Genomic DNA, 14,019 nt, shown 5'->3' with positions numbered 1-14,019 from the left:
CAGATAAAGACAGGGTTTTCAGAAATCTGGGGAATTAGAAACCAAGTGCTGCGAGTTCAACAGTTGCGACTGTGGCGTCGGGATCATGGCGCAGGGCTTCCCGGTAGGCTGCTGCCGCTTCTTCGCGTCTGTTCTGGAGTTTCAGGGCGTGTCCAAGCTGAATGTATCCTTCCGCCTGTGTCGGGCTACGTTGAATGGCCTGCCGGTAGGCCAGTTCGGCATCCACGAGATAGCCGCTCTCCTTCAGGGCATGCCCATACTGGATCCACATATCCACGCGATCTGGATATCGGGTGAGGAGGTTCCTGTAAGCCAGGGCGGCTTCCGGCCATTGTTTCGCGTCCCTGGCCGTGTCCGCATTGCGAGCCAGATCGCGAAGGCGGGGAGCACTTTTGAATGGAAAAATCATGATCACGATACCTGGTGGGACGTTCGGCGGAATATCAGGAAGAATGAAGAGGGGAGGTGAATTTCTGGTCTGTGTGGGGAAGAAAATTTACGTCGCCTGAATATGGCGCAGGGCCACGGCCGGAGAGACGGGCCGGATCAGGCGTAACGGAAGTGTCGCATCGACCCAGACAGGATTGACGGTAGGATCCATGCTCAGCTTCCTCACTCCCCAGATGTTTTCGAACGCCGCGCGCTCCATCGTTCCGAGAGAATGCCGAAGGGGATTCAGATGGTCCAGTCCTCGGGAAGCAGATTCATCGTGACGGGCTTCGATGAGAGGCGTCCAGAGAATTTGCAGGCCCTGTTCCTGCAGACGCAGGCACAGGTCGATATCGCTGTAGCTTATGGGCATCCGTTCGGCATCAAAACCGCCGGCCGTGGCGAAGACCTCGGTCCGGATGCCCAGAAATGCTCCGGTGACGGCAGAGACCTGCCGGGTGCATTGCCAGCGGCCGAAATGGGCATTGCTGTCGCGCGGTTCGTAAAGGCCGTCGTGAATGACGGAGCCCTGCCATCCCAGCAGCACGCCGGCGTGCTGGATGGTATTGTCCGAATAAAGCAGCCGGGCGCCCACCGCTCCTGTTGAGGGAGCGCGGAGCAGGCCGGCGAGCACCATGTCCCAGTTCTCCGACAGCATTTGCATGTCGTCGTTACAGAACAGGATGTTGGGTGTGCTGATCCCGGCGGTGGCTTCATTGTTCAGGCGGGACCAGTTGAAGGGAGACGGGTCGCGCAGAATGTTCACACCGGGATGACGCGTGGCGAGTTTTTCAAGAAGAAGGAGGTCTTTTGCAATTCTGGTGCCGTTGTCCACGATCAGGCAGTGGATGCGGTCGGGGTGCCGTGCCGTTGCGAACAGGCTGTCCACCATTGTGCAGCAGTCTGCGGCATTGTCCCGGGTGCAGATGACGACCGTGCAGGGTTCGGGCAGGTTGTGAATGACGAACCGCTCCGGAAGGGGGTGGGGGGCGCTGCAGAGGGGGCGGTCCGACGGCCGGGGACTGGCGACGAGCGGGTAGGGAATATGAGCGATACGCTGCCCTGTTGTCAGTCCATCGCGGATGACCCCGGCAGGATTTTTGCCGCGATATGTCGGCCATAGCTCTGCGGAGAAGGCGATGGCGTCTCCAATAGTGTCTTCCTGTTCAAGCCATATAGCGTCTGCGCCGGGGCGTGGTTGAAGGGCTGTGGCTTCGAATAGGGCACTGCGGGAGATCGACGGGGTCAGGGTTTCGGCGTCGAAGAAAGCAATGTCGCAGGTGCCGGTCTGGACGGCACAGGCAATCCAGTCCGCGAGAAGCGGGGAGGGAATGCAATCAGAGCCGAGGAGCAGGACGTTTCCGGAGACCTGTTCTTCGGTGTGAGGCAAGGTAGCTGGAATTGCGCCTGCATCAGGCAGATGGGTTAGGGAAAGACCCGGTCGCATCCTCGTGTTCCATGCATCACGAAGGGTGGAGGAAGCGCCGGTTGTATAAAGCCTCGTGAGGGATGGCATGCTGCCCAGAGCCGTCATCTGGGCTGCGGCAACGGCTTCTGAGACATCATCCTGCGCAATGATGACTGTAAGCGGTAGCGGCGGGGCGGAAGGGGGAGGCGGAATACGGAAGAGTTTTCGGAAGATCGCGTAATCTTCGCTCGGGAAAGCGTTGAATGCGGAAATGTCCGGGAGCACGGCGGTCATGTCGTCCAGCCGGCGACGCATGTCGGTCAGGGTTGCCGCAAGGTGAAGGCTTTGTTCGGTGCCGTGGGACAGATGCCGATGTGACATGCTGGCCCGCTGCGCGGCTGTGTCGCCTGCGAGGAAAAGTTCCCGATGTGCGGCTTCGCACGTGGGATCGCGTTCAAGAGCCTCACGGTAATGGTTCAGCGCCAGAATGCGACGGCCCTGGATCTTGTAGACGTGACCGAGTTGAAGATAGGTTTCGGCCTCTTCTGGGGCCTGGGTGATAATGGTGCGGTAGATATGTTCGGCGGTTTCGAGCTGTCCGCTATCCTTGAGCATGTTGCCCAGCTGCATGCCGAGATCGAGACGCCAGGGTGCGAGCGCGAAGGCACCCCTGTAGAAATTTGCGGCGTCTGCGGGGTTGCCACTGTCCCTCATCTGATCCGCTTCCCGGGTCAGGGTCGTCATCCACCGCTGGCAGGTTGCAGGACGAAGATCCCAAAGGGTACGCACATCTGAAATACCTTCCTGGCCGGCAAGTCGGGGCCAGTCTTCCTGACGGCACAACGTCAGCAGTTCTTCCACGGGCACGGATGGTGAATGTACACGTGTGTCCGTGCGCTGCGCCGTATCTGCCTGTCGGGTGGAGAAAGGCCAGAGCCGCTTGAAAAACATCAAAGGGTATGTCCTGCCGAAGGAGGAAGAAGACGGGGGAGGGTTTTTCCGGATGCCAAACGCCGCAGCTTGCTAGGACAGGGTCTGGATATGTGCGAGCGCACGGGCGATGCTCTGAGGCCAGGTGAGGATCTGCTCTTCGGCCAGGGGCACTGCTGGAGCAGGTTCTGCTCTGTCCGGTGTCAGTCCAGACAGGGTCTCTATGGCCCGGATCCATGCCGGACCATCCAGCGGGTCGAGATATGTGGCGCAAGCGCGGCCAATTTCGTGAAAGACCGGAATATCCGAGCACAGAACGCGTGTGCCCAGTGCCAGAGCTTCGGCCAGAGGCAGGCCGAACCCTTCGGAGAATGACGGGAACAGAAGAGCTCTGGCCTTGCGGAGCAGGTCAACGACCGTTGTGTCGGGCAGGGAGTTGTGTTCTTCCACCATTCCCTTGAGAGCCGGAGATCGCTCCAGCATGTCGATGACCTGTTCGTTCTCCCAGCCCCGTTTGCCCACGATGACGAGATGGGGCGCGGCCTTTCCGTGGATATCGACAAGGCGTCGCCACAGGTTGAGAAGCAGAAGATGGTTCTTGCGAGCCTCGATGGTTCCCAGACAGACGAAATAGGGATGGCTGCGTCGGGTAACCCTATCGGCTTCGTCGCCAGGAAGGATGTCTGTTTCCGAGGCGGCACGCAGATGGACCCCGAGTGGGACGGGCCATATGGGTACGTTTCGGTGTGCGTTTTTAAAATAGGGAAGAAGAGACTGTTGGGTAGCCTGTGACGGGACCAGGACTGCGTCGGCATACTGGACGACCGTCTCGATACGGCGCAGGTGCCGTGCCGGCTCCCGCTCCCGCGCGTATTCAGGGAATTCGAGCGGGATCAGGTCCTGGATCATTGGAACGAACAGGCCATTGCGCCGCCGGATTGCAGCCGCGATCAGTCCGGGTCGCGTCAGATGGTGATGGGAGACCAGAAGATAGATATTGCGACCGTCGGTTCGCGCGTGTGGCGCGGTAGAACGGACGGGGCGGGGGAAGAGAAGGCCATGCAGAAGGGCCCGGCCCAGTCTGGCAGCCCGTCCTCCGTCATCAACTCCATTATCCCAGACGGTGCCAATGGCCCTGATAAAGGCGAGAGCCCTGTCATAGGGGAGAGCGGCGAACCGGCCGATCGGGTGGACTGCTGCGAATTCGAGATGGTCGGGCGCGTTCTGATGCAGGTAGCGCGCATATTCGAGTTCGACGCGGTCGATTCCTGTGGGAACGCGGGCGCCCGCGCGGGTGAGGATCCGCGAGATGTCGAGTGTATAGAATGGCATGTTGTCAGATCGTGACTGGCTCATGATGAGACCTTTTCCAGAGCCTCAGCCTCCGTTTCAGGCAGAACCGGAGAGATGATTTCTGCCGGCGTATCGGGATGGCAGGCCAGTTCCTGGCGCAGGGTTTCGCGGCGGGCCATTTCGGCACGTGACGCGGTGGCAAAGTCCCGCGGGCTGTGGCGTGTCAGCCGGTCGATTGCGTGGCGCACCAGCTTGGCCATGCCTTCATTCGAGAAAAAGCCTCCAGGAATCAGGCAGCGTTCGATCAGGACACGGCGATAGGCTGCGAAGATTTCCGGGTCTGGTTGTCCCGGATTCGACCAGAATTTCTCCAGAGGGCCCTGAAACGTGATGCCTGGAATGTCGTAGACGGCATTTCCCAGCGTGATGACGGGTTTGCCTTCAGCGAGGGCCAGCGTTCCAGTTGTGCTGTTGATGGTAATGACACCGGTGGCAGTGCGAACCAGATCTGCGATATCGCCCGTTTCGAAATAGTCCACACGGTCTGAGACGCCGTACGCTGCGGCCTGCATGGCAACTTCGTGACACCAGTTCCGGATATTGTTGTCGAGCGGATGTTCCTTGATGACGAGGCGCATGCCGTGGGGGGCGTGGGACGTGAAAGAGGCGATCACGACCCGGATGGCTTCTGCCATGCCGCTGAAGGAGGAATGGAGGCGGACCTGGGCATCGGCGTCGAGCTGAAGGGGAAACAGCATGTAAGGGCTGTCGGAGGCCCGGAGCGCCTCGAGTGTCTTCTGGCTTCTGGCACGACGTTCGTCACGGGCGAGCAGTTTGCGCAGCCAGCCGATGCCTTCTGTCAGGGGATGCCAGGGGCGGTAATTGTTCCAGTGGCGATAATGCCAGCGGGAAAGAAGATCGGCGGTATTGTACGCCAGTCCCTGAAGGGCACGCGTCCGGAAAGAAGACGGAACCGGGTGGTGCGGTGGCAGAGCGGGAAGGGTTCTGGCGCGCTCGACGTAGTAGGCTGGATCGCGAGAGAGAGTGGAGTTGCCATTGACGCCTCCGAGCTCGAACGTCACCCAGTCGGGGCGGAGATAGCCTTCTTCAAAGACGTGTACCGGAATGTGCAGCCGTGCGCAGACGGCGATGGCCGCGCTGTGTAGCGGGCGGCAGTCTCCGAACAGCACAACATCGGTAATGTCGTGCTCAATGATGATCCGGGTCAGGGCGTCCGGCCATTCATCGGCGCGGCCAGTGAAGTCAATGCCGCCGGGCAGGCGCCAGAAAAGCCGGTCACCGCCATTGAAATTGACTTTCCAGACTCCGTATCCCCGGCGACGCAGTTCCCTGCCGATCAGTCGGAAAAATGGTCCCATCAGCCCCTGAAGGAGCAGGATGTTGCGCTGTACGCCTTCGGTGCCGTGCGTTGTATTGGACGCATGATCTCCCGCGGAAGGAGATGTCCTGACGGAAGTCATGACCAGTCCTTCTTTTTCGCGCGTGTTTGCAACACCGTATGAACTCCCTGAACAAAGGCTCTTCTGATTCCCCCCTGGGCTCCGCGCAGTCGCATGAGAAGACCAGGTCGCCAGACTTCGGGGGTTTTGAAGCGGTCGATAAGAACTTCCGGTCCGCAGAACAGGCCAGTCAGGGGATCAATATATCGTGGATAAAGCAGCAATGTGGCAGCCGTGAGCTGAGCGATGTTCAGACGCCGGGTCCGTCGTGCGACAGGTGCCAGATCGTCGGTGAGACCCCAGCCAGCGTAGAAAGGCTGTCCGTATGTCGTGACAGGCAGGCCGCGCATGATGGCTTCGAAGCCTGTCAGCGACGTTAGTGTATGGACTTCATCGACGGCATCCAGCAGGGGCGCCATGCCTCCTCCGCGGGAAATCCGGTCCGCCACGTGCAGGATATCGGCATCAGGAATGGCGCCGGCGCGGTGGCCTGCATCCACGTCGGGATGCGGACGATAGACGATGAAAGCATCGGGACAGGTCGCTCGGACACGGCGCAGGAGGTCCATGTTACCCTTTATGCTTCCACCGCCCAGTCGGACGGACATGTCGTCCGCCACCTGGCCGGGGACGAGGATGATCCGTCGACCTGCTGGTGCGTCGAGTGCGGGAATGCTGCCGCCTGCCGAATACTTGGAAATATTCTGTGTGCGGATTAGCCCGATCAGCGAGCGCGCGCGTTCCTGAAGAGTCTCTCCAAGCGGGTGGGTGGCTAGCAGGACTTCCAGATCGCTGGGACGTGCGGGATCATAATAGGGGCCCCTGCTGTCCGCGATGATTGAAGCAGGAGGCAGGAAACCGCTGCCAAGACCGACAGAGCGTATGAAACCATCCTCGATGCGGAAAAGGGGAAGATGGTTTTTCTGGGCTGCCTGTTCCAGTTTGTGCGGTATGCGTGTCGCCCAGACAGCAATGCCATTCTGGCCTCTGTGATTGTGCGCTGCGGTCAGGGCACCGGTTGTCGTGCGGCGGAAGAGGGGAAATGGACGACGTTTTTCCGCGGTGGCGAAAAATGTTTTCATCCGGGCGCGTTTCCAGAACGACATGCCGACACACACGCGGATGGTGCGATTGGATGTGAGGATGTGCTTCCATTCCGTTAAGAGAGAGAGCGCATCCAGGATGTCGATCGGCAGCCCCGAAAATGGTGACCGGTATTCCGTTGCGGAGTGAAGGATATGCAATGCGGTGGAGGGGGCGTTTAGGTCCGGTCGCCATCCCATGTTGCTGTCCGGGCGCAGAACCGGATGTCCGGTCAGTGCACCGAGTGCTGACAGTGTCGTCAGGCCTTCGGGGGGCAAGAAAAATGTGCGCGTTCCATCCAGAAGAGAGTGCGCGTCAACATTTTCGGAGAGGGCTTGCGCTCCTTCGGCTCGGGCCTCGTTCCGCATTCTGCGCCATTGCACGCCGTCATGCGGCGTTACAAGAAGGAGTCGGGTAGGGCTGGTCCACTCTTTTGCTTTCCGCCACATCTGTCGGGCATATTCTGCATGAGGGGGCGCGCAGACTACTATTGGGGCTGTCGTTGCCGCGGGACGCTCCCAGAATAGACCACCCACCCGTGCTTCCGAAATCATCCGCACAGCGGGGTTGTTTCGGATATGCTCGGGCGAAACCAGGTCTTCAGCCGTCAGGGGGGGGATGACGGATCGGATTTGCGTCAGTGGCTGGACCGGATTTCCTAAAGGGGGTGCAGAAAGAATGAGTGGGAGTGAATTGACGGGCGAAATGGCTCCTGGACGCAAGACCGGTACTCTTCTTTTCTCTTGCCCTCGTCCAGTGTCGTTTCTGCGGGGCTGTGTAAATCTTATCGGATGGTCTAACATTCAAAGAGTATGCATGAAAGATAAAAAATTAATTACAAAATGAAATGAAATAAAAATATGGATTCTCATAAGTATTTAAAATTATTTAAATATAATAAACAAGTAAATAAATCGGGATAAATATGTGATATTGCTATATTTTTTATTTACGGTTTGTGTTGTTTTTGAGTTTATGGACTTGATTACATCCAGTTATGTCGAATTTTCAAGAAAAAATCCTCAGAATGGTAGGGTTTTGGTTGTTTTCTGTCGGGGAATTATTTTCCGATTCTTTGCGGTATTTATGATTTTTGGGGCACTGGTTGCGCTTGTGGGACATCCTCTGGCGGCTGCGGTGTTGGCAGTTCTGACTGGAGTTCTGCTGGTTTTTGGCTCGGGTCTGAAAAGGAATGTCCTTGGAGAGCCGCTGATGTTCAGCGATGTCGCGGTCATTGGTGCCTTTGTGCGGCATCCCAGATTCTATATCGGGGCCATTCCGCCGTTCGCCCGGATTTTGGTGCTGGCAGGACTGGCGTTTCTGGGGGCATCCTTTTTCGGATTGCTTCTGGAGGATGCGCTCTGGCTTCGGAGCGGCTCTGGTCTTTTCGTTCGGGTGCAGGGGCTATGCCTGTTCGTGACCGGATGGTTCTGTCTTGATATCCTAGGGCGTGCTGGGTTGGCGCGCAGACTGCTGCCTGCTGCGGATTTGGATATGGGAGAACAGCGCTACGGTCTGTTGGCAACCATTGTACTGAGCTGGCTGAGATGGAAGGACGACCGTCGTCGGAAATTACCTGGCTGGCCACCGGTGTCCGCAGGGCAGCTGGATCAGGCTCCCCTGATTGTGGTGATCCAGTGTGAATCGTTTGCCGATCCCCGCGAGTTCGGTCTCGAAGATGTGTCAGCCTGTGTGCTGCCTCATCTACTGTGTGCAGAACGGGAAGGGGAGGTTGGAAAACTCCAGGTCTCGGGGTTCGGTGCCTATACCATGCGCACGGAATACGGTGTGCTGTTCGGTCATGAGGAGAGTGAGCTCGGCTTCTGTCGTTTCGATCCTTATCTCACGGCAGAAAAGCAGGCTGCCGACGCGCTTGCGGCGCGGCTGGCCTCGGTCTGTGGGGACAGGGTCTTTCTGCATCCCCACGATCTCAGGTTTTATGGGCGGGACGTCCTGATGCCGATCGCAGGCTTTAACCGGCTGATCGGTACCGAAGGGTTCGCTGCTGCGGTGCAAGGGGAAGGTCATATTGCAGATCATGCCGTGGGAGACCGGATACTGGCACTGATCGATGAGGGTGTCTCCAAGCCTTCGGGAACATTCATTTTCACGGTTACGATCGAAAATCATGGTCCCTGGTCAGGAGGAGTGGCCGATTATCTTCAGCATCTTCAACAAGGGGATGAGCTTCTGGGGCGTGTGACGCAGGCTCTTGGGCAGACCGGTCGAGACGCTCTTTTGGTGTTTTATGGGGATCATCGCCCCTCGCTTCCCGGTGCCGTCATGCCGGGGGGTGCGCGTCATACGCCGGTTGTTGTTAAAGGTTTCGGGGCGTTGTCGGCCATGTCACGGCTCGATGGTATATCCCTGACCCCCGCGGCTCTGCACCATCGGATCATCAGTCTGGTTGTAGCGCGGCATCCTGAAACTGCCGCGAAACTGTCGCTTGAAGAGAATGGAGCCTAGCGGATCAGTGAAGCCAGTCCGTCGATCTTGTCCGCCAGTGCGGCAATCATGTGTTTTAAATTTTCTGGAACGTCTGATTTGTCCGCAGTGATATTCAGTCGTTCCGCATCGGCCTGAAGTTCACCGAGAAGCTCGAGAATTTCCGAATCTGTGTCGTTGTCATCATAGGACATGAGTTGGTTTCCTTCGCCTGTGTCCAGAGTGAAAGGTCGATTGCTGTTTGTCCAGTCGGTCTGAAGGTCGATTGAGCCCGATTTTTTGACGATTGGCTATACCATAATCCGTGCCCAAGAACGCTGGCTCGATAGCGTCTTCATGAGCGTTTATGGGGAGCTATGGCAGGATACGTTTGTTTCAGTGCTCAAAAGTCTCTTGTAACTTGAGAGTATTCCCTGACCCAGGGGCAACCTGGGGTCAGGGAGAGTAACAGCTAAACCAGTATAAGATCATCTGGGTATAGCGCTTTAACCTGTGGAGTTATCTAAACAAGAGGCGTATTTCGCGTCAGAGGGACTTAAAAATTCCAGATAATTTTTCCGCGAATACCACTATCGATATAGTTGGCGCCGTACTGACCAACATACGACACGTTAGCATTCAGACGATCGGATAGACGTACTGCTGTCCCGGCATTGATGACAGCCGCATCCTGAGCCAGAAGAGCGCCGGCCGCCTCAAAATCCGAGCTTCCCGTTGCAAAGCTCTGGTGTGCTGTTGGTGTTATGACGCCGTAACTATGCCGATAACCCAGGCTACCATTAGGCATCAGTACGATATTCCCTACATGGAAAACGGTGGAGCCGCGAACACCAAAAGTGGAATACGTGGTGCCTGTATCCATGCCGCGCCCATTCAGGGCAGCAGTCTTTCCGCCATCTTCATGGTAGCCGTTCGTATGCACATTTACATAGGCCACATTGGCAAAGGGTTCGATCCGTGTGGCCCGTCCAAAGCGGAACTGATATGCGATGTCGCCAAATGTCTGCGCTGTACCGCCCAGATAGCTGCTCGATAGGTGGTCGCTGAGACCTGGAGCTTTCACGGTCCGATTCAGACCCAGAATATCCCAGCTGTAAAAAGCTCCAAGCCGGAGATGGAGATGCCCCCAGTGAGTGCCAGCATAACCACCGACATTGACATCATTACTGTGTCCGGAAGACTGCACTGCATTGCTGCTGAATGCTGAGTGACCATAGCTCACGAGGCCACCAATACGCCATGTCTGGAATGCTTGAGTATCAGCTCCCATCACAAAGCCGCCCAGTTCGTGATGGAGGCTGCCGGCATTGCTGCCGCCCCCATTGTGACCCCATGACCCGTAAGCTGTGCCCCACATCGTCAGGCCGGGCTCGCGACAAGCGGAGGCATTGCTGGCAGTGCCGATGGATACAGTCTTGATCGTGCTTTGGCTGACGCCATCGATGCAATCTGATGAGACCAGCCGATCAAGGGCAGCATTCCGGATGTAGAAGCTGTTTTCAATCATTGTTGTACGCGCCGAGGCGTGGATTTCACCCGACAGGGAATTATAGGCATGACGAGCCTGCTTCTCATTCAGGAGTTCAACAGCCCCAGTGACAGCACCGCCAGCAGCCCCCATGCTGTCTAGGGCACTTCCCACGGCGTACTGGTTACGTGTTACCGCAGCAGAAGCAAAGCTACGGCTGTTACGATCCATATCCAGATAAATGCTGTCCGCTGTGTAGTCGATGGTCGGGGAGAGGAAGTAATAATTATTAACTAGTTCGCTATCATTAATTGTACCAAAGGTGCCAGAAATCCCATTGGAAGCAGTTAGAATCTGATAACGGCTATTGGCGGATAGAATGGGGCTACCAACGGTGTTTACAGTCAGGGTATTACCGTTGAGGATGACCTCTCCATTCACTTCTGTCTGGCTTGAGTGACCATTCTCTCCTACCACAGCCAGATAATTCGCCCCTTGTTCCAGCGTCAGGTTACCATTTACGTGCAGGATGCTATCCAGACCGTTCGCTGAGGTATCAAGTGTACCGGAGCTACGAATATTTGTAGTACCAACGGTTCCAGTGCCGGATAGCGTTGCACCATCATCCACAGTAACCGCCGAGTTTCCTATAGAACCGGAGACTGTCAGCGTTCCATTCTCAATCGTCGTATCACCCGTATAGGTAGTATAAGCATCAAGCGTAACATTACCGCTCCCGGCTTTGGTCAAGGTTCCAGTGCCGCTGATGGAGTTGGACAGAGTGCCGTCCGTGTCCTGCGCAATAGCCAGTGCTGCATTATCCGTTATGGTGCCGCTACCGAAGCTTGACGTTCCCCCCGTCAGGGTTCCGGTTGAAATCAGTGTGCCGCCTGCAAAGGTATTAGTTCCCGTCAGTGTGACATTGCCGCTCCCGGCTTTGGTCAAGGTTCCAGTGCCGCTGATGGGGTTGGACAGAGTGCCGTCCGTATCCTGTGCAATAGCCAGGGTCGCATTATCCGTTATGGTGCCGCTGCCGAAGCTTGACGTTCCCCCCGTCAGGGTTCCGGTTGAAATCAGTGTGCCACCGGCAAAGGTATTAATTCCCGTCAGTGTGACATTACCGCTCCCGGCTTTGGTCAAGGTTCCAGTGCCACTGATGGAGTTGGACAGAGTGCCGTCCGTGTCCTGTGTAATAGTCAGGGCGGCATTATCCGTTATGGCACCACTACCAAAACTGGATGAGGTACCGGTCAGGGTACCTGAATTCAGGATTGTGCCTCCAGTATAAGTATTGGCATTGGAAAGAGTCAGGTTGTTGGAACCGTCTTTAACAAGGACGCCTGATCCTTCAAGGGCATTGGAGAACGTCAAATCATTGGAATGGTTAAAATCAACCACCCCATTATCAAGTATGTTTCCAGATATAATTCCAGTGCTGCCGCCGACACCAAAATTTATGGAAGATCCACTGTTCACAACAACATTATCTATAACGCTATCACCGGTAACGGTAGTCGATCCAGATGCTGTCAACAGATGAAAGCCTACAGCGGAAGAAAATACGGATCCATCTTCCAGGAAAATATTATTACTATTGTTTCTGGAGTCCGCGGAAACCAGTCCTGTAATTGAAGATCCTTTTTCAATGTAGAGGTTATTTTCCTGTTGAGTTCCGTTGTATTCTAATTGGATGGCGTATGAGTTTGATGATATTGTCCCAAAATTATATATATTCACTGAGCCATTGCCGGTTGTATCAATGGCGTGACCATCGCCACCGGAGAATCCATTACTCTCTATGGACCCATAATTCGTGATATTTAAATTTCCGTTTGACCAGACGCCTACGACTTCACCTTGAATATCGCCCTTATTCAAGATGTTATCATTTCCATCCATGTACAATCCGTAGCCAGTACCTTTTATTTCTCCAAGGTTATTAATATTATTGGTGTTATTTAATGCTGTAACTCCCACCCACTGTCCATCGATAACGCCCGATGCATAATTTGTGAGGTCGAGGCCGCCTGTTACAGCAACAGCTTCTGAAGCGTTTCCTTCTCCGTTTTTGTCATATCCAGCTGCTCCGGTGCTTTGAATAAGTCCGTAATTTTCAATAACGGCCTTATTGTCGATATCTACGCCGTCGCCATCGCCGGTTCCTGAGCCATCATATTCTCCGATGATTGTTCCATAATTCATAACAGAACCATCACCATCCGAGCCAACGCCAGAACCGTTTCTGCCTACAATTGTTCCGTAATTAACAACGTTCACATCAACGGAAGATGTAATGCCATGACGTTTTCCGGAAATAGTGCCGGACTGATTATTTATTACGGTTCCGGCGTAATCCTGAAAATCTATACCATCATGACTGTCGCCTGTTGCGCCGTCAGCGTATATTTTTCCGTCATTGATGACAGTAGCGTTATTCCCGGGACGAACTCCATCAGCATCATCTGAAATCAAAGACCCTGTAGAGGTATTTACTATTGTTGTTGAAGAAGATGGTGATGAAATATTATCGAAATCAATACTCTGACCTCCTGATGTGCTTTCAATGGTTCCGCTGTTTGTTAGCGAAATTACAGCTGACCCTTCCGTGTAGGATTTCGCTTGCACACCATCATCTTCGCTGATGATGCTAGAACCCACACCGATATTTATGGATATGTCGGTTGGTTTTTTTATGACAACCGCTTTTTCATTGCCGGTGGAGAGCGTAGTACCGGAAGTTAAGGAAAGCGCATCATCTCCGGAGATCGAGATGGGCGTTGTACTGGAGCCTTGAAGAGAAACCGTCTTGGCGAACGCTTTTTGATACGAGAAAGCCAGCATTATGTATATTGTGTAGTACATATATATTTTTCGTGATGAATATTTCCCATTGAGATGAATTTTGTTAATCTTAATCATTTGGCTATCTTTCATAATAACTCGAAATAGACAGAAATTGATTTTCCGACGATTTGTATGTCTTTTTGTGTCAATTTCTACCCAGGGTGTCACGGAGTGTTTTTTTTGCTACTATAGAATCTTATTGCTAACAATATGTTTTGGTAAAATAATTGCGTATTGTAGAGATTGAGCCATTAGTCTGAAGATGATTCTAATCGGTTGTTGATTTAAATTTCTATCGAAAACTCTCGTTTTGTTATTGTGATGAAACGTAGTCCGTGGCGCCTTGAATCCTTAATGGGACTGTGTCTGTCCCTTTCGTTGTGGGGTAATATCGATTTTTGAGTGACTCGCTAGGTCACGTTGACAAAAGAGTTGATCCAGAGCCTTGCTGCGGCGATATTGAGGAAACTCATGAAGGACAGGGCGGTCTTGTCGTAGCGGGTCGCGCTGCGGCGCATCTGCTTGAGGTGGTTGAACATCCGCTCGATGCGGTTGCGGTCCCTGTAACGTCGCCAGTCTGTTTTTTTGTGGAACACTGCGGTCTTTTCGTGAGGGCATAACCGGCAGGATCCCGTGGATCAGCAGGTTCTGGCGGAAAT

The 14,019-nt window shown here is 54.8% G+C and carries 9 protein-coding genes; 1 reads left to right on the top strand and 8 read right to left on the bottom strand.

Going from position 1 to position 14,019, the window contains the following annotated elements; genetic code table 11:
• Window positions 1-34: 34 nt before the first annotated feature.
• The 5 genes from KP701_RS13515 to KP701_RS13495 all read right to left on the bottom strand — a co-directional run bounded on the left by KP701_RS13515 (window position 35) and on the right by KP701_RS13495 (window position 6,881).
• Window positions 35-409, bottom strand: a complete 375-nt coding sequence (locus KP701_RS13515; protein WP_215747499.1) for a tetratricopeptide repeat protein — start codon at window positions 407-409, stop codon at window positions 35-37.
• A gap of 87 nt (window positions 410-496) precedes the next feature.
• Window positions 497-2,788 carry a glycosyltransferase gene (locus KP701_RS13510; protein ID WP_215747498.1) on the bottom strand — a complete coding sequence of 764 codons (2,292 nt, stop codon included), beginning with the start codon at window positions 2,786-2,788 and terminating at the stop codon, window positions 497-499.
• 72 nt (window positions 2,789-2,860) lie between these two features.
• Window positions 2,861-4,123, bottom strand: coding sequence for a glycosyltransferase family 1 protein (locus KP701_RS13505; protein ID WP_215747497.1), 1,263 nt, complete (start codon window positions 4,121-4,123; stop codon window positions 2,861-2,863).
• Complete coding sequence (locus tag KP701_RS13500) at window positions 4,120-5,541, bottom strand: capsule biosynthesis protein (protein WP_215747496.1); 1,422 nt, start codon at window positions 5,539-5,541, stop codon at window positions 4,120-4,122. The genes KP701_RS13505 and KP701_RS13500 overlap by 4 nt, the downstream gene beginning before the upstream one ends.
• On the bottom strand, window positions 5,538-6,881 hold the full coding sequence (locus KP701_RS13495; RefSeq protein ID WP_252345629.1) for a capsular biosynthesis protein: 1,344 nt from the start codon (window positions 6,879-6,881) through the stop codon (window positions 5,538-5,540). Before KP701_RS13495 ends, KP701_RS13500 begins: the two co-directional genes overlap by 4 nt.
• 934 nt (window positions 6,882-7,815) lie before the next feature.
• Here KP701_RS13495 and KP701_RS13490 point away from each other — a divergent pair.
• Complete coding sequence (locus tag KP701_RS13490) at window positions 7,816-9,069, top strand: sulfatase-like hydrolase/transferase (RefSeq protein WP_252345628.1); 1,254 nt, start codon at window positions 7,816-7,818, stop codon at window positions 9,067-9,069.
• Here KP701_RS13490 and KP701_RS13485 read toward each other — a convergent pair.
• From KP701_RS13485 to KP701_RS13475, 3 genes are all read right to left on the bottom strand, one after another.
• Window positions 9,066-9,242 carry a hypothetical protein gene (locus KP701_RS13485; RefSeq protein WP_215747493.1) on the bottom strand — a complete coding sequence of 59 codons (177 nt, stop codon included), beginning with the start codon at window positions 9,240-9,242 and terminating at the stop codon, window positions 9,066-9,068. The two genes, KP701_RS13490 and KP701_RS13485, sit on opposite strands and share 4 nt — an antisense overlap.
• 341 nt (window positions 9,243-9,583) lie before the next feature.
• Window positions 9,584-13,450 (bottom strand): autotransporter domain-containing protein, encoded by a 3,867-nt coding sequence (locus KP701_RS13480; RefSeq protein WP_215747492.1) that lies wholly within the window; start codon window positions 13,448-13,450, stop codon window positions 9,584-9,586.
• Between the two features lie 320 nt (window positions 13,451-13,770).
• Window positions 13,771-13,956, bottom strand: coding sequence for a transposase (locus tag KP701_RS13475; RefSeq protein ID WP_215747491.1), 186 nt, complete (start codon window positions 13,954-13,956; stop codon window positions 13,771-13,773).
• Window positions 13,957-14,019 lie beyond the last annotated feature (63 nt).

The sequence above is a fragment of the Gluconobacter sp. P1C6_b genome (assembly GCF_018811945.1).
Lineage (GTDB): Bacteria > Pseudomonadota > Alphaproteobacteria > Acetobacterales > Acetobacteraceae > Gluconobacter.
This window is presented reverse-complemented; position numbering and strand designations above follow the sequence as displayed.

What these genes read in the sequence shown, in the direction of transcription:
- KP701_RS13500 (WP_215747496.1), bottom strand. Translation starts at nt 5,541, where the DNA reads ATGACTTCCGTCAGGACATCTCCTTCCGCGGGAGATCATGCGTCCAAT.
- KP701_RS13490 (WP_252345628.1), top strand. Translation starts at nt 7,816, where the DNA reads ATGTTCAGCGATGTCGCGGTCATTGGTGCCTTTGTGCGGCATCCCAGA.
- KP701_RS13515 (WP_215747499.1), bottom strand. Translation starts at nt 409, where the DNA reads ATGATTTTTCCATTCAAAAGTGCTCCCCGCCTTCGCGATCTGGCTCGC.
- KP701_RS13485 (WP_215747493.1), bottom strand. Translation starts at nt 9,242, where the DNA reads ATGTCCTATGATGACAACGACACAGATTCGGAAATTCTCGAGCTTCTC.
- KP701_RS13480 (WP_215747492.1), bottom strand. Translation starts at nt 13,450, where the DNA reads ATGAAAGATAGCCAAATGATTAAGATTAACAAAATTCATCTCAATGGG.
- KP701_RS13505 (WP_215747497.1), bottom strand. Translation starts at nt 4,123, where the DNA reads ATGAGCCAGTCACGATCTGACAACATGCCATTCTATACACTCGACATC.
- KP701_RS13510 (WP_215747498.1), bottom strand. Translation starts at nt 2,788, where the DNA reads ATGTTTTTCAAGCGGCTCTGGCCTTTCTCCACCCGACAGGCAGATACG.